Origin of the sequence: Methylobacillus draconifructus (assembly GCF_045984385.1) — a bacterium.
Classification (GTDB): domain Bacteria; phylum Pseudomonadota; class Gammaproteobacteria; order Burkholderiales; family Methylophilaceae; genus Methylobacillus; species Methylobacillus flagellatus_A.
Window position 1 is genome coordinate 44,841 of sequence record NZ_JBJQIJ010000007.1, and the last position, 23,038, is coordinate 67,878.

23 protein-coding genes and 1 riboswitch are annotated in these 23,038 nt (G+C 59.1%); of the genes, 10 read left to right on the forward strand and 13 right to left on the reverse strand.

Features of this window, described 5'->3' with window-relative positions; all coding sequences use genetic code 11:
- The first annotated feature begins 31 nt into the window (after nt 1-31).
- The 3 genes from ACKF11_RS14240 to ACKF11_RS14250 all read left to right on the forward strand — a co-directional run bounded on the left by ACKF11_RS14240 (nt 32) and on the right by ACKF11_RS14250 (nt 5,835).
- Nucleotides 32-1,123 (forward strand): efflux RND transporter periplasmic adaptor subunit, encoded by a 1,092-nt coding sequence (locus ACKF11_RS14240; RefSeq protein WP_407997604.1) that lies wholly within the window; start codon nt 32-34, stop codon nt 1,121-1,123.
- Entirely contained in the window at nt 1,120-4,194 is a 3,075-nt protein-coding gene (locus tag ACKF11_RS14245; RefSeq protein ID WP_407997605.1) for an efflux RND transporter permease subunit, read from the forward strand. Before ACKF11_RS14240 ends, ACKF11_RS14245 begins: the two co-directional genes overlap by 4 nt.
- A 234-nt stretch (nt 4,195-4,428) precedes the next feature.
- Entirely contained in the window at nt 4,429-5,835 is a 1,407-nt protein-coding gene (locus ACKF11_RS14250; RefSeq protein ID WP_407997606.1) for a putative porin, read from the forward strand.
- 146 nt (nt 5,836-5,981) lie between these two features.
- On the opposite strand, the gene azu is transcribed toward ACKF11_RS14250, so the two are convergent.
- From azu to purM, 6 genes are all read right to left on the reverse strand, one after another.
- Nucleotides 5,982-6,431, reverse strand: coding sequence for an azurin (azu, locus tag ACKF11_RS14255; RefSeq protein ID WP_309564130.1), 450 nt, complete (start codon nt 6,429-6,431; stop codon nt 5,982-5,984).
- A gap of 261 nt (nt 6,432-6,692) precedes the next feature.
- The gene (locus ACKF11_RS14260) at nt 6,693-7,952 is read right to left on the reverse strand and encodes a dicarboxylate/amino acid:cation symporter (RefSeq protein ID WP_407997607.1); all 1,260 of its coding nucleotides are present in this window, start codon (nt 7,950-7,952) and stop codon (nt 6,693-6,695) included.
- Nucleotides 7,953-7,961: 9 nt separating this feature from the next.
- Nucleotides 7,962-9,212: an RsmB/NOP family class I SAM-dependent RNA methyltransferase gene (locus ACKF11_RS14265; RefSeq protein WP_407997608.1), complete on the reverse strand. Its 1,251-nt coding sequence runs from the start codon at nt 9,210-9,212 to the stop codon at nt 7,962-7,964.
- Nucleotides 9,213-9,216: 4 nt separating this feature from the next.
- On the reverse strand, nt 9,217-10,332 hold the full coding sequence (locus tag ACKF11_RS14270; RefSeq protein ID WP_407997609.1) for a DUF3108 domain-containing protein: 1,116 nt from the start codon (nt 10,330-10,332) through the stop codon (nt 9,217-9,219).
- Complete coding sequence (locus tag ACKF11_RS14275; RefSeq protein WP_407997610.1) at nt 10,322-11,017, reverse strand: DUF3108 domain-containing protein; 696 nt, start codon at nt 11,015-11,017, stop codon at nt 10,322-10,324. The genes ACKF11_RS14270 and ACKF11_RS14275 overlap by 11 nt, the downstream gene beginning before the upstream one ends.
- A 119-nt stretch (nt 11,018-11,136) precedes the next feature.
- Nucleotides 11,137-12,177 carry a phosphoribosylformylglycinamidine cyclo-ligase gene (purM, locus tag ACKF11_RS14280; protein ID WP_407997611.1) on the reverse strand — a complete coding sequence of 347 codons (1,041 nt, stop codon included), beginning with the start codon at nt 12,175-12,177 and terminating at the stop codon, nt 11,137-11,139.
- Between the two features lie 146 nt (nt 12,178-12,323).
- On the opposite strand from purM, the gene ACKF11_RS14285 reads away from it, so the two are divergent.
- The 4 genes from ACKF11_RS14285 to ACKF11_RS14300 are packed head-to-tail and all read left to right on the forward strand — an operon-like array spanning nt 12,324 to nt 15,067.
- On the forward strand, nt 12,324-12,947 hold the full coding sequence (locus ACKF11_RS14285) for an HdaA/DnaA family protein (protein ID WP_407997612.1): 624 nt from the start codon (nt 12,324-12,326) through the stop codon (nt 12,945-12,947).
- An 11-nt stretch (nt 12,948-12,958) separates the two neighbouring features.
- Nucleotides 12,959-13,594 (forward strand): Rpo12/RPC10 RNA polymerase subunit family protein, encoded by a 636-nt coding sequence (locus ACKF11_RS14290; RefSeq protein ID WP_407997613.1) that lies wholly within the window; start codon nt 12,959-12,961, stop codon nt 13,592-13,594.
- Between the two features lie 9 nt (nt 13,595-13,603).
- The gene (locus ACKF11_RS14295) at nt 13,604-13,936 is read left to right on the forward strand and encodes a hypothetical protein (protein ID WP_407997614.1); all 333 of its coding nucleotides are present in this window, start codon (nt 13,604-13,606) and stop codon (nt 13,934-13,936) included.
- Between the two features lie 57 nt (nt 13,937-13,993).
- A complete protein-coding gene (locus ACKF11_RS14300; RefSeq protein ID WP_407997615.1) occupies nt 13,994-15,067 on the forward strand; it encodes an NAD(P)-dependent alcohol dehydrogenase in 1,074 nt (357 codons plus the stop codon).
- A gap of 107 nt (nt 15,068-15,174) precedes the next feature.
- Here ACKF11_RS14300 and soxZ read toward each other — a convergent pair whose 3' ends face one another.
- Genes soxZ through ACKF11_RS14315 form a run of 3 tightly spaced genes read right to left on the reverse strand, consistent with a single transcriptional unit; the run spans nt 15,175 to nt 17,370 of the window.
- Nucleotides 15,175-15,495, reverse strand: coding sequence for a thiosulfate oxidation carrier complex protein SoxZ (gene soxZ / locus ACKF11_RS14305; RefSeq protein WP_407997616.1), 321 nt, complete (start codon nt 15,493-15,495; stop codon nt 15,175-15,177).
- A complete protein-coding gene (locus tag ACKF11_RS14310; protein ID WP_407997617.1) occupies nt 15,479-15,943 on the reverse strand; it encodes a thiosulfate oxidation carrier protein SoxY in 465 nt (154 codons plus the stop codon). Before ACKF11_RS14310 ends, soxZ begins: the two co-directional genes overlap by 17 nt.
- Entirely contained in the window at nt 15,943-17,370 is a 1,428-nt protein-coding gene (locus tag ACKF11_RS14315) for a M48 family metallopeptidase (protein WP_407994521.1), read from the reverse strand. The genes ACKF11_RS14310 and ACKF11_RS14315 overlap by 1 nt, the downstream gene beginning before the upstream one ends.
- Before the next feature lie 77 nt (nt 17,371-17,447).
- Here ACKF11_RS14315 and moaC point away from each other — a divergent pair, with 77 nt between their 5' ends.
- Nucleotides 17,448-17,942, forward strand: coding sequence for a cyclic pyranopterin monophosphate synthase MoaC (gene moaC / locus ACKF11_RS14320; protein WP_407997618.1), 495 nt, complete (start codon nt 17,448-17,450; stop codon nt 17,940-17,942).
- On the opposite strand, the gene xerC is transcribed toward moaC, so the two are convergent.
- From xerC to ACKF11_RS14340, 4 genes are all read right to left on the reverse strand, one after another.
- Nucleotides 17,939-18,817 (reverse strand): tyrosine recombinase XerC, encoded by an 879-nt coding sequence (xerC, locus tag ACKF11_RS14325; protein WP_407997739.1) that lies wholly within the window; start codon nt 18,815-18,817, stop codon nt 17,939-17,941. The two genes, moaC and xerC, sit on opposite strands and share 4 nt — an antisense overlap.
- Nucleotides 18,818-18,833: 16 nt before the next feature.
- Nucleotides 18,834-19,523 (reverse strand): DUF484 family protein, encoded by a 690-nt coding sequence (locus ACKF11_RS14330; protein ID WP_407997619.1) that lies wholly within the window; start codon nt 19,521-19,523, stop codon nt 18,834-18,836.
- A 138-nt stretch (nt 19,524-19,661) separates the two neighbouring features.
- Nucleotides 19,662-20,492 carry a diaminopimelate epimerase gene (gene dapF, locus ACKF11_RS14335; RefSeq protein ID WP_407997620.1) on the reverse strand — a complete coding sequence of 277 codons (831 nt, stop codon included), beginning with the start codon at nt 20,490-20,492 and terminating at the stop codon, nt 19,662-19,664.
- Nucleotides 20,493-20,569: 77 nt separating this feature from the next.
- Complete coding sequence (locus tag ACKF11_RS14340; protein WP_407997621.1) at nt 20,570-21,418, reverse strand: lysophospholipid acyltransferase family protein; 849 nt, start codon at nt 21,416-21,418, stop codon at nt 20,570-20,572.
- Nucleotides 21,419-21,489: 71 nt separating this feature from the next.
- Between ACKF11_RS14340 and metK the strand changes: the two genes are divergently transcribed.
- Together metK and ACKF11_RS14350 are read left to right on the forward strand one after the other, a co-directional pair.
- Nucleotides 21,490-22,653, forward strand: a complete 1,164-nt coding sequence (gene metK / locus ACKF11_RS14345) for a methionine adenosyltransferase (RefSeq protein WP_407997622.1) — start codon at nt 21,490-21,492, stop codon at nt 22,651-22,653.
- A 40-nt stretch (nt 22,654-22,693) separates the two neighbouring features.
- Nucleotides 22,694-22,816 carry a DUF3391 domain-containing protein gene (locus tag ACKF11_RS14350; RefSeq protein ID WP_407997623.1) on the forward strand — a complete coding sequence of 41 codons (123 nt, stop codon included), beginning with the start codon at nt 22,694-22,696 and terminating at the stop codon, nt 22,814-22,816.
- Nucleotides 22,817-22,935: 119 nt separating this feature from the next.
- Nucleotides 22,936-23,015: riboswitch (S-adenosyl-L-homocysteine riboswitch) on the forward strand.
- The last annotated feature ends 23 nt before the right edge of the window (nt 23,016-23,038 follow it).

Genomic DNA, 23,038 nt, shown 5'->3' on the forward strand with positions numbered 1-23,038 from the left:
GCTTAGCATTCAATCAGGAAAACTAGAATAAATGTCAGTCTATCGTTCAGGGGTCTTTGCATTGCTGGCCCTGTTATCCGTATTGAACAGCGCTTGCAGCAAGAATGAAGAGGCGGCAAAACCGGCCTCTCTGCCGTTGGTCAGCGTCACCGCTGTGGAAACTGCCTGGCTGGAGATCCGCGAACAATCCATCGGCACGCTGGAAGGCATCATGGATCCCACCGTCGCGGCGGAAGTGCCCGCACGCGTCTTGAAAATACTGGCCCGACCCGGCCAGGTGGTCAAGAAGGGAGAAGTCATCGCCCTGCTGGACCCGCAGGACTACAACCTGCAGCAGCGCGAGGCGGAAAGCGAGGTCGCGCGGCTGGAAGCATTGCTGCTCAACCAGCAGCGCAATGTGGAGCGCAACCAGAAACTGGTAGAGAAGAACTTCATTTCGCAAAACGCCCTGGACGAGCTGGAAACGCAGAAAATCGCCTTGAAGCGCCAGCTCGAGGGCGCAAAGTCCCGTCTGGACACGATCACGCACAACAGCAGCAAGACCCGGCTGCTTTCCCCCATCGATGGCAAGGTAGAGAAACAAATCGTATCGCCCGGCGATTACGTCAAGGTTGGCGACCCCCTCCTGCAGATCATCAGCAACCAGCGCCTGCGCGCCCACCTGCCGTTCCCGGAAAGCCTGGGCACCAAGCTCAAGCCCGGGCTGAAAGTTAGGCTGAAGACACCGACTGCCGATGAGGAGGCGGAAGGCGTATTGCGTGAGTTCAAGCCCGTCATCGGCAGCAATAACCGGGCAATCGACGTGCTCGTGGACATTGTCGACCAGCCCGGGTGGCAATCGGGCGCCAGCGTCACGGGCGACATCATTCTCGGCGAGTACCCTGCCGCGCTCGTGGTGCCGGAACAAAGCATCGTGCTGCGCCCGGCCGGCGAGGTGGTCTATGTGATCAAGGACGATGTGGCACACCAGCGCATCGTCAAGACCGGCATCTACCAGGACGGACGCATCCAGATCACCGAAGGCCTGGAGGCCGGTGAAACCATTGCCGTCGATGGCGCGGCCTTCCTCACGGACCAGACCCGCGTACAAATCCAGGCCCATTCGCAACAGGACCAGCCATGACCTTGCCGGAAATATCGATCAAGCGCCATGTGCTGGCGTGGATGGTATCCGGCTTGCTGGTGCTGCTGGGCATCATCAGCTACCAGCGCATCGGGGTCGACCGCCTGCCCTACATCGAATTCCCGGTCATCTCGATCACCACCACCTTGACCGGGGCCAACCCGGACATCGTCGATGCCAGCATCACCAGCATCATCGAATCCTCGGTCAACACCACGCCTGGCATTGAACATATCCAGTCTTCCTCTTCGCCAGGCGTTTCCGTCATAACCATTACCTTCGGCCTCGAGAAAAACATCGACGTGGCCTACAACGAGGTGCAGGCCAAGGTCAACCAGGTGCTGCGCCGCCTGCCGGACGATGCCGACCCGCCGCAGGTGCAGAAAGTGGAAACCAACGCCCAGCCCATCATGTGGCTGGCATTGCGCGGCGACCGTACGACCCAGCAAATCAACCTGTACGGGTTCAACGTCCTCAAGAAAAAGCTCGAGACGATCAACGGCGTTGGCGAAGTGCGCCTGGGCGGGCGGCGTGACCGCACCATCCGCGTCAACGTCCTGCCCGAGCGCATGGCGGCCTACAGCATCACCGCCACCGACTTGATCGATGCGTTCAAGCGCGAACATGTGCAACTGCCCGGCGGCTTCCTGGTGGGCAGCAATGCGGAATACCTCATGAAGCTGGACATGGAATACCACAACCTTCGCGACATGGCGGAGATGATCGTGGCCTACCGTGACGGCGCGGTGATCAAGCTCAAGCAGATTGCGGAACTGGAAGACGGCATCGCCGACTACCGCCAATTGGCGCGCTATATGGGAAAACCCGCAGTGGGCCTGGGCATCGTCAAGGTCTCCAACGCCAACACCGTGGCGATCATCGATGAAGTGCTGCGCAAGCTGGACGAGGAAATCCGTCCCAGCCTGCCGCCCGGCATGACGCTGGACATCTCGACCAATGACGCGCTGTTCATCGAGGAAATCGTCGGAGCGTTGCAGGAACACTTGGTCGAGGGTACCCTGCTGGCGGCATTGATCGTCTGGCTGTTCCTGCGCTCCGTCCGCTCCACCCTGATCATCGCCACGGCGATCCCGGTGTCGCTGCTGGGCTCGGTCGCGGTCATGTATTTCTCCGGCTTCACCTTCAACACCATGACGCTGCTGGCCTTGCTGTTGCTCATCGGCGTGGTCGTGGATGACGCCATTGTCGTGCTCGAGAACATATACCGCCACCTGAGCCTGCGTGCGCAGCAGGAGCCAGCTGCCGATTCCGGTGTCATTGCCCGCGCGGCGGCCATCACGGGCAGCCGAGAGGTGGCTTTTGCCGTGATTGCCGCCACCTTCTCGCTGGTCTGTATTTTCGCCCCGGTGATTTTCATGGAAGGCATCATCGGCAAGTTTTTCAAATCGTTTGCCGTGGTGGTCACCTTCGGCGTGCTGGTCTCCCTGCTGGTCTCGCTCACGCTCACCCCCATGCTGTGCTCGCGCTACCTCAAGGCGCACGAGCCCGAAGGGCGGTTCTATGGCTGGCTGGACCGCCTCTTCCAGCGCATGGACCATATCTACGCCGGCATGCTGGCATGGACGCTGCGGCACCGCTGGAAAGTCATGCTATTGACCCTGCTGGTGGTCGTCGGCAGCGGGTTCTTCTTTGGCAAGGTACAGAAGGAATTCATCCCGGACTCGGACGAAGGCCGCTTCCTGATCTCCTTCCGTACGCCCCTGGGCTCGAGCATTGAATACACCAATAGTCGCCTGGAGAAAATGGAAGCGGTATTGCAGCGCTACGACGCCCAGATCGCCAGCTATTTCGGCACCATAGGCGTGGGCGCGCAGGGCCAGGTGAATAAAGGCACGGTCAGCATCCGCCTCAAGGACCGGCGGGAACGCGACATGAGCCAGCAGGCATTGATACGCGCCATCCGTGCCGATTTGGACCTGATTCCGGGCGTACGCGCGTTCCCCGTGCCCGTTGCCATCGTCGGCGGGCAGCGCTCGGAGAAGCTGCAGTTCAACATCACCGGCGCAAACCTCGAGCAGGTCAGCCAGCTAGGCAAGACCATGCAGCGCAAATTGGGGGATATTCCAGGCATCGGCAAGGTAGATCTGGACTTGGACCTCGACCTGCCCCAGCTCACCCTGCAAGTGGATCGGATACGCGCTGCCAGCCTCGGGCTTTCCGCTGTCGACGTGGCCACGGCGCTCAATCTGTACACTGGCGGCATCGACATCGCCGACTTCAATGACGAGCCCGGCGACGGCCAGCGTTACGAAATCCGATTGAAGGCCAAGGAAGGCAGCCTGCAAACCCCTGACGACCTGAAGAAGATCTACCTGCGCAGCGGTACGGGCGAACTCGTGCGCCTGGACAGCGTGGCGAGCTTCAAGCAGACATTGGGCGCGGCCGTGATCGGGCGCTTCGATCTGCAATATGCCGCCAGCCTCTACTCCAACCCCATCATGCCGTTGGGCGACGCTGTCGAGCATGTGCGCAGGCTGGCGGCGGAAACACTGCCGCCCGGATACCAATTCAACCTGGTGGGCCAGGCCGAAGAACTGCAGAAAACCGTGAGCAGCATGATATTCGCGTTTGGCCTGGCGCTGGTGCTGCTCTATATGGTGCTCGCGAGCCAGTTCAACTCGTTCCTGCAGCCGCTGATCATCATGCTGGCGCAGCCCCTGGCGATTATCGGGGGCGTGTTTGCATTATGGGTCACCAACAACTCGCTCAATATCTTCTCGATGATCGGGCTGGTATTGCTGATCGGCCTGGTGGCGAAGAACTCCATCCTGCTCATCGACCTCACCAACCAGTTGCATGAGGAAGGCAAGTCGGTGGATAACGCATTGCGCGAGGCTTGTCCCATCCGGCTGCGCCCGGTGCTCATGACCTCGCTCACCATCATCCTGGCCCTGCTGCCTGCCGCCTTTGGGCTCGGTGCGGGAGCGGAGACCAACGGCCCGCTTTCCATCGCCGTGATCGGCGGCATGATCTCTTCCACGCTGCTGACGTTGGTGGTGGTACCGGCAGCTTACTCACTGATCATGAACAAGATGTCCCATCACCGCTAACACCCCATCATCACCAGCCAAAGCGACGGCATATGCTGTCGCTTTTTTATTGTCCGCAGACAGACAGTTAGCAACGGAAAATTCTCTATGATGAATTTTTCGTTATTGTAAGTCATTGTAAAAATAGCTCTTTTCTAGTCTTTTCCTCGCCTTGTGACACCGAATTGTCATATTAGGTACCAATAATGCCGGCTCATTGCTCTGCAATATCAACTCCAAAGCAAAGAGGAAAGCATGAAACTATTTCGTATGTTGCCCATCGCGGCAATGATGACCACCAGCCTGACAGCCATGGCAGATTCCACGATCGACCTCGTCAACGCGCTGGTCGCCAAAGGCGTGTTGACCGAAGAAGAAGGCAAGCTACTGAGCAAAGGCCGCGAAGGTGAAAAAGCCAGTGAGGACAAGGCAATGGAAAAAGCCGGCAAGCCGGGAGGAAAGGTCACGATTTCCGATGCCGTCGATAATGCCGCTTTCTACGGCGATATCCGTGCCCGCTATGAATTCCGCGATGGTGAGGACACTGCCCACAATACTGAGGATCGTGAACGGGGCCGCTATAAACTGGTGCTGGGCCTTAAAACCAGCACGGGCGATTTTTATTCCGATATCGCATTGTCCATGGGCGCCAATGGCCGCTCCGACAACTCCACTTTCGGTAACGGCTCCAACGGTTCAAATACCAAAGAAGCGGCTTACATCAAGCGCGCCCTGTTGGGGTGGAAAGTTACGGACTGGCTGAAAGTTGAAGCCGGCCGCGTTGCCAATCCGCTGTACACCACTTCCATGGTATGGGATGGCGACCTGACCTTCGAAGGATTGGTTGAAAAAATCGAATACCAATGGGGCAATGTAAGCCTGTTTGGTAATTTTGCCCAATCCCAGTATCTGGGTGACCGCCAGGACTTCAATACCAGCACGAGCGACAGGGACACGAACGACATCCTGGCCTTTCAAGGCGGCGCCAAGTTTGATATCACCGACACGGTTTCAGCCAAGGCAGCCGTCACTTTCAGCAAGTTCACGAACGATCATGCCGCGGGCGCCTCGACATTCCTGCCTGGTTTGGGGTCGAATGCCGGCAAGGGTGCCAGCTTAGGCAGCGGCCTGAACGCAACCAATGATATCCGCACCATCGAAATCCCGGCAGAACTCGTCTTCAAAATGGCTGACGGCATGAGGCTGGCCGCCTTCGGCGATTATGCGTGCAACTTGGACGGCGAGGACCGGTTCCACGCGGCAATCGCAGCGGCTTCGGCAGTTTCCGCAAGCTACGGCTCAGCCATTCGCACGGCCGGCAACGACGACAAGGCCTGGCTGCTTGGCCTCGGACTGTCCAGACAAATCGGCAAGCAATCGAAAGAAGGCGACTGGTCCGCCAGGCTCTGGTATCAGGACGTCGGTATCTATGCGTTGGATCCGAATACCGTGGACTCCGATTTCATGGACTCCCGCGTCAACATGAAAGGCATCGTCCTCAAGGGCGAATACCTGTTGCGCGACAATGTCGTCCTGAACCTGTCTGCCGGCCATGCCACCCGCAAGAACGACAAGCTGGCGTCTGTCACCTCGGCAGGCGACATAGCGCTCAACGTGGACCATTTCAATTTGTACCAGATGGACATTACCTATAAATTCTAATTCCAGATTGCGATCACAGACCAAAGCAGTCCACCGGTTGCTTTTCACGTCCTCTGATGTCCGCTCGCTGTCGGCAACAAAAAAGGCAGCTTTTCAGCTGCCTTTTTTATTAGCCGATAATCTGCCGATTATTGCCGGATAGAGAGTTACTTAACCGTAACAGTACCGCGCATCATGGTGGCATGGCCAGGGAAGGAGCAGAAGAATGTGTACTTTTCGCCTGCAGTCAGCTTGCTGACGTCAACCTTGACGCTGTCCTTCTCGCCGCCGCCAACCAGCTTGGTATGGGCAATCACGCGAGCATCGCCAGCCTTGACGAAGTTACCAGCTTCTCCAGCACCAACGCCATCGTTCATCACGCCCTTGAAGTCGGCAGTCTTGGTGATCACCAGGTTGTGGCCCATGACGTTCTTAGGCAGGGAGCCAGTGTGCTTCAGGTTGATAGTGAAGTCTTTACAGCTCTTTTCGATATCGATGTTCTTGGTGTTGAATTGCATAGCGTCGTTAGCTTCGACATCCACCGAGCAGCCAGCTGCCAGTACGGAACCAGAGAACAGTGAAGCGAACAACAGAGCGACGATTTTGCTGGATTTCATAGTTACTTTCCTCATCTAAAATAAGCCATACGGCTTGTGTTATAGAACTTCTCTTTTGTTACTACTCAACAACCTACAGCTTTTGGCTTTTTATTATGCTCATTATGATGTTGCTGCATCAGAGCATGTTGCCTGTTTCCCATTACTTTCAATTGAGAAACATTATCAATTAAATCGGCCACTTTTTCCAGTATCAGTGACATGTTTTATATAACGTCTCAGTTCCGATTTGGATGACAGCGCGGGCAATTCTATACAAAATCATCCACCTGCAACAGGCTTATGGTCAGAAGTTGAGACAATTTCCTGCACGATCAGGCTGCCTATCATGTCGCCCTCGACATTGACGGTGGTGCGTATGGTGTCCAGCAAGCGGTCTATCGGCAACAGGATCGCGATCGCTTCCGCCGGCAGGCCGACCGATTGCAGCACCATCACCATGGTCACCATCCCCGCGCTGGGAATGCCCGGCGCGCCAAGCGACGCCAGCATCGCCATGAAAAACACTATGAGCTGCTGGACCAGATTAAGTTCAACCCCGGCCAGGTTGGCAATGAACAAGGCGGCAGATGCCTCATACAGCGCCGTCCCGTCCATATTGATGGTGGCCCCCAACGGCACCACAAAGCCGGCGATGTCGCGCTTCACCCCCAACTGCTGCTCGGTGCAGCGTATCGTCACCGGCATGGTGGCGGAGCTTGAGCTGGTGGCAAATGCCGTCACCAGGGCATCCCGCGCGCCTTTCCAGAAGGTCCATGGCGTCACCCGCGTCACCAGATACAGGATGCCGGGCAGGATGATCACGCCGTGCACCAGGGTAATGCCGACCACCAGCAGCATGAACTCGCCCATGCTCGCGAACAGGCTGGCATCCTGCGTTGCCACCAGCTTGGTGAGCAACGCCATGATGCCGATGGGCGCCAGGCGCATCACCCAGCCGACCACCATCATCACGAGGTCGAAGGCTTCCTGCATGATGTTGAGGAAATTACGGTAGCGCTCGCCGCCGATTACGATGGCAATGCCGACGATCAGGGCAAAAATCACCACCGCGAGCACATTGCTCTGGGCCAGCGCCGCAAACGGGTTCTGGAACAGGCCGAGCAAGAACTTGCTGAAAAACTCTCCTACCGTCAGCTTTTCACTGTGGAAATTCTGCATGGTATCGGCAAACATGCCGAGGTGCATGCCGGCGCCAGGCTTGAAGATATTGGTCGCCACCAACCCCAGCAGCACGGCAATCGCCATGGATATGCTGAAGAACACGAGGGTGGAAATCCACACGCGGTGCATCTGCTGATGCGCCTGCAGGCTGGCGACGCCCACGACAATCGAGGTGAACAGCAAGGGCACCAGCACCATCTTGAGCAGCCCGATGAAAACGCCGCCGGCCATGGTGCTGGCATACAACCCGGCTTCCTGTGCCGTCGAGCCCGGGTCCAGGCTGCCCAGCAATAATCCCAACCCTACGCCCAATACTGCGCCTAGCAATATCTGCGTGTTGAGGCTGGGTAACTTCATGCTGGCTCCTTAAGCAGTGAATTCGAACACCGCAGCAAAGAAACCGTCGGTCTCATGTTGGTGCGGCAGCAATTTCAGATAGGCCCCAGTATCCAGTTCAACCTGTTGCTGCGCAAGGATTTCTGCCGCATTGACCAATGTGAACTGCGGATGCGCGGCCAGGAACGCTTCCGCTACCTGCTCGTTTTCTTCCGCCAGCAGGCTGCAGGTGGCATAAATCAGCCTGCCTCCCGCCTTCACGAGCTTGGCCGCTCTGGCCAGGATCGCCGTTTGCTTCGCGGTCAGTTCCGTGACGTCGTCGGGGGTCTGCTTCCATTTGAGGTCGGGGTTGCGGCGCAAGGTGCCCAGCCCGCTGCAAGGCGCATCCACCAGCACGCGGTTGAACTTGCCGTTGAGGCGCTTGAGCTTGGGATCGCTCTCGCTGCTGATAAGCTGGCTGTGCAGGTTGGACAGGCCCGAGCGCTTGAGGCGCTGGCCAAGGTTGTGCAAGCGCTTTTCCGATACGTCGAAAGCGTACAGCCTGCCGGTATTGCGCATCAATGCGCCCAGCGCCAGGGACTTGCCGCCGGCGCCGGCGCAGAAGTCCGCGATCATCTCGCCGCGGCGCGGCGCCACCAGCAAAGCCAGGAGCTGGCTGCCTTCGTCCTGCACCTCGATCTTGCCGTCGGCGAAGAACGGGTGGCGGTTGATGGACATACGCTGCGGCAGGCGGATGCCGGTCGGGGAAAATGGCGTAGGTTCCGCACCGGCCTTTTCGCTGTTGAATCGTGCCAGTACTTCATCACGATTGCTCTTGACCAGGTTGACGCGCAAATCGAGGCTGGCGGACTTGTGCATGCTGCGCGCGATCGCCAATGCCTCTTCCGCGCCATATTGCGACTCCAGCCGCTGCCACAGCCATTCGGGCAAATCGGCCTGGACCGCAGGGCTCAGGCCCTCCGTCGACTTGGCCTTGATCTCGTGCGCCCATTCCTTCTGCTGCTGGTTCAGCAACTCGTCCAGTTCGCGCAGGCTGTTGCCCTGCACGCGCACCAGCCACGCCACCAGCAGGCGGCGCGGATCTTCATTGCCGGCCAGATAGGCCAGAAACGACCTGCGGCGCAGGACGCCGTAGACCGCCTCGGCAATCCAGGCGCGCTCCTTGTTGCCAAGCTCGCGGTGATCGCGGAAAAACTTGCCCAGCTTGGCGTCCGCCGGGCCGGGGTTGCCCAATACATCCGCCAGGGCAATGGCGGCAAGCCTCAATATGTTCTGGTTCATACACTCACTTCAATAAATCTGTCGATATCCGGGTGGCAAGCTGCTCGATCACGCTGCCATCCTCTTCCGTCTTGCGCATTTTAACCGGCAAGTAGTGATAATCCACCGCCAGCCACAATTCGGTCTTTTCTCTGCCATCCTCTCCGGTCCTGGCAATATGCCAGGCACGCACCGCGCCAAACTCGGTTTCCAGGGTTTCCTCGCCCTCGAAACCATAACTGTACTCGCTGAGCTTCTTGCCGTTGCTGATATGCAGCGTCATCTGCTCCAGCGGCGGCAGGAAAATGAACTGGTACATAAAGCTGAGCAGGTCCTGCGACCCTTCCGGCAGATCAACGGTTTTTACGCCTTTGGCCGTTTCCAGGGTGACTTTGCGTTGCTCCCAATCAAACCGCGACTGCTGTTTCTTGTTGTCCCCCTTGCCATACTGGTAAGAGAAATAGTCCGGTTGCAGGCCGTCCGCAGTGACCCGGCCCTCGCTCCGCTGCAGCAGTTTGCCCGACACCACCAAGGCTGCCAGGCCCTTGGCTTCGGTCGTGCTGGTCAGCTCATAGCGCCCGTCCTCGTGCATGCGGTAGCTGACCTTGGTCGCGCCGATCTTGTTGCCATTCTCGCCGCGCAACACGACGAACTCGGTATCCACATAGGTGAACGCTGGCAATTCGTGCGCCTCCGCCTCCACTGCATCGGCCATGCCGGCCTCTTCAACCGGCGGCTCCAATGCCTCAGGCCCGGCCGCATCTATCGCAGCGCCATCCTCCTGGGCGCCTTCCTCTGCCATGCCGACCGCTGGCAGCTCAGCCGGCGGCTCCTGTGACGATACCGGCTCTTCAGCGCTCGCTGCCGGTGTCACCTGCTCAGGTTGAGCCTTTTTTCTCTCACGCCTTGCCTGGGGCTTGGGTGCCGGCGGCAACTCGGCAACCGGGGCGGCTTGCAGGTGCACCTGCTGCACCCGGTCGGTTGATTCGGCGTTATCCGGCTTGGCAAAATCCAGGCTGGGAAGCTTCCAGTATTCGCTTCCCAGGATCATCAAGTGGAAAAACAGTGAAAGCAGCAATGCCAGCGCCAGCCCGGCAGGCAGGCGCTTGATGAAAGTTTTACGGAAAACGCTACTCCACATCAATGCCCGTGAGCACCTGCTCTATTTTGCTGCCTTTGTCGTCCACCATCATGAGCTTGACTGGCAGGTAATGTTGCTCGACCGCGAGCCACAACTCCTTGCCGTCTTCGTCAGATACCGCTTCGCTCAAGTGCATGACCTTGAATTTGCCCGCGCCGACCTCCAGCGATTCATCCTTGGCGTCGATATGGTAATGGTAGGTGCGCAGCTTCTTGCCTGTCGTCACGGGCAGCTTAACCTCGCTGCCGGAGGGAGGCGCGAACATGAACTGGTAGATAAAGCTGCTGATATCCTGCGCCCCTGCTTCGAGGGGCACGGTATTGAGCTTGCCCTTGACCTTCATCTTGAGCTGGTTGCCCGCCCAGTCGAAATCGGTATACAAGGAGCGCTTTTCGTTGTCGCCCTGGTGCAGCTCGAAATGCTCGGGCTTCAATCCTTGCGCCGTCACTTCGCCCTCGCTGGTCAACCTGCGCTCGCCGAACAGTGCATAGACGCCTATGCCCTTGGTCACGCTTTCGATACGGTAACGGCTGCCTTCCTGGCGGTAGGTTTCGCTCACCGTCGCAAACGGCTGGCCGTTGCGCGTGGCTTCATAGGTGAGCTTCACCTGCTTGGGCGCGGCCACCGCCAGGTTGCTCACGCAAAACAGCAACAGGCTCAGGGTAAGGATGCGGGATATGGACATAAGGCCTCCTGGAACATGAAGGGCGATGCATTGCACCGCCCTGGATCAGCACTTTGACCTGAAGGATCGCTCAAGTGCTGGCAAACATTCTGTTGGCAACAGAATATTGCTTTAGTTCTTTACATGACCACAGTCGGCGCTTCGCCCGGTGCCTGCGCACGAATGCGCCCGATCTCCCACACCTGCTCGCCCTCGGCCGACAATAGCGCCTGGGCGGCGGCAGCGTCCTGCGCCGATACGATCACCACCATGCCGATGCCGCAGTTGAAGGTCCGGTACATTTCCTGGTCCGTGACATTGCCTTGCTCCTGCAACCAGGAAAACAGCGGGGGAATCTCCCAGCTGCCCTGGCGCACCTCGGCGGTCAGCCCTTCGGGCAATACGCGCGGAACGTTCTCGGTAATGCCGCCGCCGGTGATATGCGCCATGCCCTTGACCTTGATAGCCTGCAGCAGCTTGAGGATGGGCTTCACATAGATGCGCGTGGGCGCCATGACCACGTCGCGGAACGGACGGCCGTAGAAATCGCTATCCAGATCGACGCCGGAAAGATCGAGCAGCTTGCGCACCAGCGAATAGCCGTTGGAGTGCGCGCCGTTGGACGCCAACCCGAGCACCACGTCCCCCTCGGCGATGGTGGAGCCGTCGATCAGCGCATCCTTGTCTGCCGCCCCGACGACGAACCCCGCAAGGTCATACTCGCCAGCCGGGTACATGCCGGGCATTTCCGCTGTCTCGCCGCCGACCAACGCACAGCCGGATTGCTCGCAACCCGCGGCAATGCCTTGCACCACTTGCGCCGCCGTATCGACATCCAGCTTGCCGCAGGCGAAATAGTCGAGGAAGAACAAGGGCTCGGCCCCCTGCACCAGGATGTCGTTGACGCTCATGGCGACCAGGTCTATCCCTACCGTATCGTGCTTGTTGAGCTGGAAAGCCAGCTTGAGCTTGGTGCCGACGCCGTCGGTGCCTGACACCAATACCGGGTTCTTGAATTTCTTCGGCACTTCGAACAGTGAACCGAAACCGCCGATGCCGCCGAGCACTTCGGGACGCATGGTACGTTTTGCGAATGGCTTGATTCTCTCAACCAGGGCGTCCCCGGCCTCAATGTCCACACCGGCATCGCGATAGCTAATCGAGGTTTTTTCAGAATTCAAGTTGAGTTCTCGCTTTCCACAGGATAAATTTAGATAATCAACGCATAATTTTACCTGATAATAGTGCGCAAACGATAATAAAGACCTCGGCAGAAACATGATGCGGCGATGCCGCCCTGCCCACATTAGCCCGCAAGTGAACCATATTGAAACAACTACTGCTCGATATCCAGCCGGCCGCAGCGCCCAGCCTGGACAACTTCGTGACTGGCCGCAATGCCGAAGCCCTGTTCCAGCTCAGGCGCACGGTGCTTGAAAACGATGATGCGCATTTCATCTACCTCTGGGGGGAAAGCGGCTGCGGCAAGACCCACCTGATCCAGGCCTGCAACGCGCTCGCCAGCGCCTCCGGCCTCGACATGATCTGCGTCGACAACGTGCATTTGCTCTCCGATGACGACCAGGTGGCCTTGTTCGACCTCTACAACCAGTTGCGCGAGTCCGGCGGCAGGCTGGTGGTGAGCGGGATTGCGGCGCCGGGTCAGATGGGGTTGCGCGACGACCTCGCGACCCGGCTGGCCTGGGGGCTGAGCTACCAGCTGCACCCCCTCAGCGACGAGGAAAAAACCCAGGCATTGAAGAACCACGCCAAAGCGCGCGGCATGAAGCTGCCCGACGAAGTGCTGGACTACTGCCTGCGCCACCTGCGCCGCGACATGCCCAGCCTGATCGCGACCATAGACGCCCTGGACGAGTGGTCGCTCACCGACAAGCGGGCCGTGACCCTGCCTCTGCTGAAACAATTGCTGCAGGTCTCCCCCTCTCAATAGGAAAGCCCCTCATGGCCGTCTTCCGCTGCAGTCGCTGCAACTTTATCGAAGAGCTCGACGCCAGCCTGGTCGGACATGATGCTGCCTGCCCCAAGTGCCAGCACCGCAACAAGGTATGGGATACCGCCTTTTTCGTCGGCAAGCTCCTGGACAAATATTTCGCCCTGCACCAAACCTTAAAACGCTTGCAGGACGGGCAAACCGCAGAGGCTGATGCGACAGAGGCTGGCGCACAAACGCCCCATGACTTCTCCAACACGGAAATGTTGTCCAGCCCCAGCCAGTCGCAACCCATCCTGGCATGGTTCGAGCACAAGAAAATCTCGGTCGACATCAACCCCAAGGCCGTGGACACCACCGGCTTCTTTGATGAGGTCGCCAACGCCATTGCCGGGGACTACGCCACCTTGCGTCCCCTGATTGCGCAGATATGCCGTGCCTACAAGGAAAACTACAACGGCACCACCATCAAGCTGGAAAACCGCAAGCCCGACGAGATCAGCCGCATCACGCGGTTTTGCAAGCAGCTGCATGACTATTCCTTCCTCAGCCGCCTGGTACAGCAGAAAAGCGAGAAAAGCCTGCGCCTGATCCTGCAGCCGTCCCCCGTCATCCGCCAATTCTTCAACGGCATCTGGCTGGAATAGTATGCCCTGATGCAGGCGCTGGAGTTTGCCGACAAGCGCGACCTGCCGTTCTCCTGCACGCGCAATGCCAAGGTCACCCTGCCTAATGCCGATGTGCACGAGCTGGACGTATTTTTGCTGCTGGAACAGAAAACGCCGATCTGCATCGAATGCAAGACCGGGGATTACAAGCCCTATATCGAGAAATACCGCTTACTCAAGAAGAGCCTGGGACTGCAAAAATCGCAGTTCCTATTATGTATCGCCGACCTGCCGGACGAGCATGCGCAAGGCCTCACCAGCATGTACGACATCACATTCACCAACCAGAAGAACCTGCTGACCCACTTGATGCGGCTATAAGACGGGCTGGAAGTTTGCTACCATAGCAATAACCCTTATTGGAAAAGGAGTATTACCATGGCGACCATGAAAGCTGCTGTTTTCGTCTCCCCCGGCAAAATAGAATTACGCGACAAGCCCGTCCCTGAAATCGGCCCGCTGGACGCCTTGATCCACATCACCACCACGACCATCTGCGGCACGGACGTGCACATCCTCAAGGGCGAATACCCGGTTGCGGCAGGCCTGACCGTCGGCCACGAGCCTGTCGGCATCATTGAAAAGCTGGGCTCGGAAGTACACGGCTTCAAGGCGGGCCAGCGCGTCATCGCAGGCGCGATCACGCCCAGCGGCTACTCCAATGCCTGCCTGTGCGGCATCGGCGCACAGGATGGTCCGGACAGCCCGCACGGCTTCAAAGTGGCGGGCGGATGGAAATTCGGCAATACCATAGACGGCAGCCAGGCGGAATATCTGCGCGTGCCGGACGCCATGGCCAACCTGAGCCCGATTCCCGACCATCTCAGCGACGAACAAGTATTGATGTGCCCCGACATCATGTCGACCGGCTTTTCTGGCGCGGAGCGCGGCAATATCAAGATCGGCGATACAGTGGTCGTGTTCGCGCTGGGGCCGATAGGCCTCTCCGCCGTCGCAGGCGCCAAACTGCTGGGCGCCACCAAGATCATCGGCGTGGATTCAATTCCCGAACGCCTCAACATCGCCCGCGCGCTGGGCGCGGACCATGTCGTCAACTTCAAGACCCACGACCCGGTGCAGGAAATCCTCAAGCTGACTGAGGGACGCGGCGTGGACGTCGCGATCGAGGCGCTGGGCGTGCAACAGACGTTCGAATCCTGCCTGCGCGTGCTGCGTCCGGGCGGCACCTTGTCCAGCCTGGGGGTCTATTCCTCCGACCTCAAGCTGCCGCTGGACGCGTTCGGCGCCGGCCTTGGTGACTTCACGATCGTGTCCACCCTCTGCCCTGGCGGCAAGGAGCGCATGCGCAGGCTGATGGATGCGGTCGGATCCGGCCGCGCGGACTTGAGCAAGCTGGTGACCCACCGCTTCAAGCTCAGCGAGATCGAGGACGCTTATGACCTGTTTGCCAACCAGCGTGACGGCGTGATGAAGGTGGCGATCACGCCCTAGTGCGCCGTCCCGCTAATAACTTGCATATGAAACCGCCCCTTCGTTCCCTTGTCGGCGTTGCAAATATTGACGGATAGCACACTAATCTCTCAGTTCTCAGGCTCGCGCTAGGCAAGCGTAATGGCATGACGGCCGCTATGTCCCTTGTTGTCATGCCACTCCACGCTCACGGTATCGCCCGCCTTCGCATCCGCCACGTAAAAAATCAATTGCGGATCGCTGGCAATACCTGTGCCCCATTGCGCTTCCAGCACCTGCTGCCCATTATGGCTGACCTGCACCAGTTGGATGAAATGCGCGGAAACCGCCTGGCCCGATCCATCCAGCCTATGCCCGTTCTCCATGGGATGGAACAGCGAAAGCGTGACTTCGGCCACACCATGCCTGAGCCGTGCCCGCATGCCGGTACTGTTAGCCGCGGACGTCACTCATCGCTCCCGCATTCGCCACGGCAATATAGCGGCTGGCCTTGTAATACATGCCATTGGCCTTGACCACCACTTCAATGGACTGGCTCTGCGCAAGCCGGATGCGCGTGACGACATAGGGCTGCGCCCCATGGCTGAAAGTGAAGTTGGCAAGCAAGGGCACAGCGTTCTTCTCGGCAAACAGTGCGATGGCTTCCGTGCCTGGCAACCGGCTCATGATTTCCACTTGTATGCTGGTGCCGTCTTCGGCCGAAGCCGGCACCACGATCTCGATCTCATCCTGCCGGCTGCTGACCAACTGATCCGACGGTTGCGAACCAGGTCCAATGTGCCCAGCTTCCATGGCTGGACGGCCCCAGCTGGCGGCCACTGCCTGCCACGGCATCAGCATACATGCCGCCAACCACTGCAACAGCGGACGCCGCCCGGCTTTAGTTAATGATTTCATCAATTCGGCCTCTTGTCGTCGAGCTGCAGCCGTAGCTGGTTGAGGCGCGCCTCGACAATGGATTTTTCGTAAAAGTCGCCGTCCGTCGCTTTCGCCGCCAAGTCCATCTGTTCCACGGCGCCGCGCAGGTTATAGCGCCGCGCGTAAGCCTCGCCCTGCGCCTGGTGCATGAGCAGCGATTTGCCCTGCATGCTGTAGACGCGCGCCTTCAATTCATAGAAATAAGGGTCGTCGGGAAACCGGCCCTGCTTGTCGGAAATCAACTGCAGCAGTTTTTCCGATTGCCTGGAGCCCAGCAAGTGCTCGGCATAGCCATAAATCAACGCACGGTGATCGGGGTAGCTGCCCAATGCCTCAAGATATCGCTGCTCCGTCACCACAGGTGTTTGCCCTGCCACGGCGACCTTGGTTGCCACGGTCTCTATCATGGCGTTCGGGACGGCATTCTTGCGCAGCCAGGCAACTTCCTCGCGCGCGCCGGCAAGGTCGTTCTTGCGCAGCATCGCCAGCGCGATGCCGTAATGTTCCGCAGCGTCGCTGGCATAGCGCTTTTCCTGCAGATTGATGCGGAAAATATTGATGGCGCTGTCCGCAGTGCCGATGTTCGCAAGCAGCTTGGCCTTGACGAAATAGAACTCCGGGGTTTCCTGCACCGCACGGAAACTGCCTTGCTCCACGCGGTTGCGCACATCGGCAATCCGCTCCACCGTCAGCGGGTGGGTGCGCAAAAATGCAGGTGCGCTGCCTTCCGAGAACCGCGTGCCTTTTTGCAGCGTTTCAAAGAAAGACGGCATCGCGCGGGTATCGAAGCCCGCATCCGCCATGATCTGCAAGCCGACGCGATCCGCCTCGCGCTCGTGTTCGCGCGTATAGTCGATCTGCTTCTGGATCGACCCTGCGGTCGCGGCGGTTAGCGCGCCCCCGGTCAATTGCGGGTTGCTGCGCGCAGCGAGCAGCGCCAATGCCATGGTCGCCATGCTGATGACGGAATCGTTCTTCTGCTTGGCCAGCATGCGCGCAAGGTGGCGCTGCACCACGTGTCCGATCTCGTGGCCGAGCACCCCGGCGACTTCCGATTCGTTCCTGGCGGCAAGCAGCAATCCGGTATGCACGCCGATCACGCCGCCGGGCATGGCAAATGCGTTGATGCTGTTGTCCTTGACCACGAAGAAATTGAAGCGCTGGTATTTGTCCGGGCCGCTGGCCGCGAGGCGGTGGCCGAGGGCATCAATGTAGTCGTTGACTTCCGGATCTTCCAGCACCTGGCTGCTTGCATAGACGTCGCGCATGATCTCATCGGCAATGCGCTGCTCGTCGAGTGGCGACATGACGGTGGCGGAATAGTCGCCAAGCTCGGGCAAGCCGTCTGCAAGCGCGATTGGCGCGAAGCCGGCAAGGAATACGATTGGATAAAGCGCTTTCATCATTGCTATGATAGCAACCTCAAGCACCAAGTTCACTAGCGCCGGACCATGAATCCGCCGGCCACAACGCAGGAAACCGCATGAGCAAGCTCACCCATTTTGATGCCAGCGGCCAGGCCCATATGGTCGACGTTGGAGAGAAAGCCGAAACCAGGCGTGTTGCCATTGCGCATGGCAGCATCCGCATGCAGGCCGATACCCTTTCCGCCATTACAGCAGGCGATGCCAAGAAGGGAGACGTGCTGGGCATTGCCCGCATCGCCGCGATACAGGGCTCAAAGCGCACGGCTGAATTGATCCCGCTCTGCCACCCGATCCCGCTCACCCGTGTAGGCGTGGAGTTCAGCGTTGACAGCATCGAAAATGCCGTGCATTGCCAGGTGACGGCGGAAACCGTTGGCCGCACCGGCGTGGAAATGGAGGCACTCACCGCCACCAGCATCGCCTTGCTGACGATTTACGACATGTGCAAGGCCATGGACAGGGGCATGGTCATCAGCGAAATACGCCTGCTGGAAAAACAGGGCGGCAAGTCGGGGCACTGGCAGGCTAGCAAACCAGCTAGCCTCCTTTAATCCTTTTTGCGCGCACGCGGGTGCGCCGCATCATATACCTTGGCAAGATGCTGGAAATCCAGGTGCGTATACACCTGCGTGGTGCTGATATTGGCATGCCCCAGCATTTCCTGCACCGCGCGCAGGTCGCCGCTGGACTGCAGCACATGGCTCGCAAAGCTGTGGCGCAGCATGTGCGGATGCACGTTGCTGCTGATGCCGCGCTTGATTGCCCATTGCTTGATGCGGTACTGAATGGCCCGGCCGCTGATGCGTTGCCCGTTGCGGTTGAGAAAAACCGCCTGTTCGTTACTTGATATTGCAGGCTGGCGTACCGCCAGCCAATCTTGCATGGCATGGATGGCATGGCGGCCCATGGGCACGATGCGCGACTTGCTCCCCTTGCCCAGCACCTTCACCGTTCCTTCACGCAGGTTCAGGTCCTCGATATTCAATCCGGTCACTTCGGAAAGCCGCAAACCGGAGGAATAGAACAGCTCCAGGATGGCCTTGTCCCGTACCGAGAGTATGTCCTCACCTTCCATATCCACCAATTGCACTGCCTGGTCAATCGCCAATGCCTTGGGCAGGGACTTGGGGGATTTGGGCGCGCGCATGTCATGGCAGGGGTTGCAGCTTGCGCCATGACGCTTGACCAGGAAATCGAAAAAGCCGCGCCAGCCTGAAAGGTGGCGCGCAATCGTTTTGCCGCTCAGGCCCCGTCCGTGCAGGGCGGCGATGAAGCGGCGGATATGCGATGGCTGCAGCGCATCCAGCGCCAGCCCGGACTTGAGGTCGAACAACAGCTCCAGGTCGCGCTGGTAATGCTTTACGGTGAGTGGGCTCAAGCCCCGCTCGAATTGCAGGTACTCCAGATAACGCTGCAGCTCATCCACGTTTTGCACGGCTGCTTTACACGACGATATGCCGCAACAGGGCGGCACTGACCAGCTCGCCTATGCGCTTGAGGTAGAGCGTGCCCATATCGGGGTAGAAGCGTTTTTCGTCATCGCTTGCCAGAGCCAGCACGCCGAACACCTGCTCCGCCTTGAGCGCCATGACGGCAAAGGAAGCAGGCCTTGCCTCTACGCCGAACCACCCCTGCAATGGCATGCCTGGCCGGTTGCCGCAATAAGGCGTCGCCAGTCCCTGTGCCCAGCGCTGCAGCTCCTGGTCGACGCTGGCGAAAGCAGGCAGGCTGCCGTTGCCGCCGTCGCGCGGCTGCGCCCACAGCCGCAAGCTCACGTACGGCACCTGGAAATCCTCGCGCAAGCTGTGCTCCAGCAGGCTGACCAGCACCTCCAGGCGCTCCGTCGCCAGCAGGCCCAAGCTCAGCCTGTGCACCTTTTCGCCGATCACGTCGTTTTCCTCGCCGTATTTCACCATCTGCGCAAGCTTGGCGTCCAGCACGCGGATGCGGTCGCGCTGCGCCAATTGCTGGCGCTCGGCGAGGGAAATCGTCCCTTGGCCGTGCGGGCTCGGCAGGTAGAGCTCGGCAAGCAAGCTGGTATGGTGCTCGAAGAACTGCGGATGGGCGCGCAGGTAGCTCGTTACCTGGTATTCCGTTGCCTGATGTTCGTTGTTCTGGTCTTGTGCTTCCATGCTGACTCCTTGAATCGCCATTGCTGGCGGGTAAACGCGGCCAAACCGGTTCCGGCTCACGGCATTGTCCGGCATTACTCAATTGTAATGCCTGCAACAGGACGCCTGGCCAGGATTGCTTAGGCTTTGCCAGCCGCTCTAAATATCGATGCTGCCCTCGAATACGGTTTCGGCAGGGCCGGTCATCCAGACCGGCTGACGGCCTCCGTCCCAGGCGATGTTCAACTCGCCGCCCCGGGTGGCGACCCTGACCGGAGACTGCAGCAAGCCGCGCCTGATGCCGCTCACCACGGCCGCACATGCGCCAGTCCCGCATGCAAGGGTCTCGCCGATGCCGCGCTCGAACACACGCAGGCGGATGTGATGGCTATCCAAGACCTGCATGAATCCTGCGTTGACCCGCTGGGGAAAACGTTCATGACGCTCAACCAATGGCCCCAGGCTTTCCACCGGCGCCGTATCGACATCGCCGACCACGGCCACGGCATGCGGGTTGCCCATGGAAACCGTGGAAATTTCCAAGGTCTGGCTTGCGACTTGCAGCGAGTAAGTCACCGCTTCCCGGTCGGCGATAAACGGCACTTCTTCCGGCTCGAAACGTGGTTCGCCCATGTTCACCGTGACTAGGCCGTTGTCTTCCAGCCTGGGCAGGATGATGCCGCGCGCCGTCTGCACCCGGATTTCACGCTTGCTGGTAAGGGCCTTGTCGTGCACAAAGCGCACGAAGCAACGCGCACCGTTGCCGCATTGCTCCACCTCGCCGCCATCGGCATTGAATATGCGGTAGCGAAAGTCGACGCCTTCCATGGTCGGCCGCTCCACCAGCAGCAGCTGGTCGAAACCCACGCCGAAATGACGGTCGGCCAGGCGGCGGATGGCGGCGGCATCCAGGCTGACCTGTTGGCTGTAACCATCAACCACGATGAAATCGTTGCCAATGCCCTGCATCTTGGTAAAACTAAGTTTCATATCCTGCCTTGCAATGAGGGCAATCCACCTATTCTAGGCAATTGCCGTACGTACGTGAAATCCGATTCCCCTTGCCTCTATGCTTCGCGCGGCTTGCCGTGCGGCTTGGGCTGCTTGAACCTACGGTAGCTCCAAAGATATTGCTCGGGGCACAGTCTGACCAGCTGCTCTATGCTCTGGTTGATATTGTCGGGCGTAGGTTCCAGCTCAAGCGGGCGGATATGGATGACATAACCCTTCCCCCACGGTAAGCGCTCCCCGAACGCAAGCAACACCCTGGCACCCGAAGTGCTTGCCAGCTTGCCCACCAGCGTCATGGTATATGCCGGCGTGCCGAAGAAATCCGCCCAAACGCCCTCGCCGAATTCAGGCACCTGGTCGGGCAATATGCCGATGGCCTCGCCTTGCTTCAAGGCCTTGAGCAAGCTGCGCACCCCGCTCAGGCTGGTGGGCGCCTGCTTGATCTGGCTGCGGTTGCGTCCCTCGTCGATCAGGGGGGCCAGCCACTGCTGGCGCGCCGGCCGGTATAGCACGGTGATCGGGTGGCGCGCCGCATAATAGAGCGCGGTAATTTCATAACAACCCAGGTGGGGAGTGAGGAAAATGATGCCTTGCCCTTGCTCGCGCGCGGCTTCCACGTGCTCCCAGCCGCGGCACTCCCTGACCCAGGGCAACACCTTTTCCTGCGAGCGGAACCAGATGGCAAACGTCTCGACCAGGCCCTTGCCGGTTTCTAGGACGCTGCGCCTCACCAGCCTGCGATACTTCGCTGCCGATGGCGCGATGCCCGCCACGTTAAGATTTTTGCGCGTGCGGCGCAGCACCTTCTGGGAAAAGAAATAGAGCCCCCATCCAGTCAGCACGCCGACCCCATTGATGATGGGCAACGGCAGCATTGCCAGAACGCGTAATAATGCTTTAAGCATGTACTTCTTTTTGAAACATCATGATTTTGCTATTCTAACAACCTTTTGCATAATTGATTTGGCAGGAGCTCATGAGCGAATACCTATTTACATCCGAATCCGTTTCCGAAGGCCATCCCGACAAGGTCGCCGATCAGATTTCGGACAGCATTCTGGATGCGATTCTCGAGCAGGATCCTACTGCGCGCGTGGCAGCGGAAACTTTGACCAATACCGGCTTGGTCGTGCTGGCAGGCGAAATCACGACAACTGCCAACGTCGATTACATCAAGATCGCGCGCGACACCATCAAGCGCATCGGCTACGACAACGCTGACTACGGCATCGACCACAAGAGCTGCGCCGTGCTGGTCGCCTATGACAAACAATCCCCGGACATTGCCCAGGGCGTCGACAACGCCAACGACGACCCGCTGGACCAGGGCGCCGGCGACCAGGGCCTGATGTTCGGCTATGCCTGCGACGAAACCCCGCAATTGATGCCATTGCCTATCTGGCTCTCGCACCGCCTGGTGGAACGCCAGTCCCAATTGCGCAAGGACGGCCGCCTGCCCTGGCTGCGCCCTGACGCCAAGAGCCAGGTCACCATCCAGTATGTCGACGGCAAGCCGCACAAGATCGATACCGTGCTGATTTCCACCCAGCACGCGCCCGACATCGGCCTGGATCAAGTCCGCGAGAGCGTAATCGAGGAAATCATCAAGCCTACCCTGCCGCAGGAACTGATCAAGGGCGACATCAAGTTTCTGGTCAACCCGACCGGGCGCTTCGTGATCGGCGGCCCGCAAGGCGATTGCGGACTGACCGGACGCAAGATCATCGTGGATACCTACGGCGGCGCCGCACCCCACGGCGGCGGCGCATTCTCGGGCAAGGACCCATCCAAGGTTGACCGTTCTGCCGCCTATGCCGGCCGCTATGTCGCCAAGAACATCGTCGCTGCAGGCCTGGCTTCGCGCTGCCTGGTGCAGGTTTCCTATGCCATCGGCGTCGCCAAGCCCACTAGCGTCATGGTGGAAACCTACGGCACGGGCAAGGTATCGAACGAGGTACTGACCCAGCTAGTGCTGGACCACTTCGACCTGCGCCCCAAGGGCATCGTCAAAGCGCTGGACTTGCTGCGTCCCATCTACTCCAAGACTGCAGCCTATGGCCACTTCGGACGCGACGAGCCCGAGTTTAGCTGGGAGGCAGCTGACAAGGCTGCAGAACTGCGTGCGGCAGCAGGCCTCTAATCAAGAGGCTGCTCAATAGCCAATGTAAGCTGGCCCAGGAATGCTGAAAAAAATCCCTGTCAGCCAGCTTCGCATTGGCATGTTTATCCACAAGCTCGATATATCTGGATCAACCATCCCTTCTGGCGTGGCGTCTTTCATATCACCGAACAATCGGAGATAGACAAACTCATCAGTAGTGGCGCCCAGCCCGAGATCACCACCCTGATCTGGACAAACGACATCTGCTATTCCTGACTCTCGGCAGTGACATAAGCCCGATAAAGCCACTATAATGGCGCCTCTACCGAGGAACGTTGCAAGGATATCCATCCCCAGGCTCGGTACCGCAGCGCAAGCTGCGCAAACGGCGTTCACCAGATTGACACGTACCGGTCATGAGATG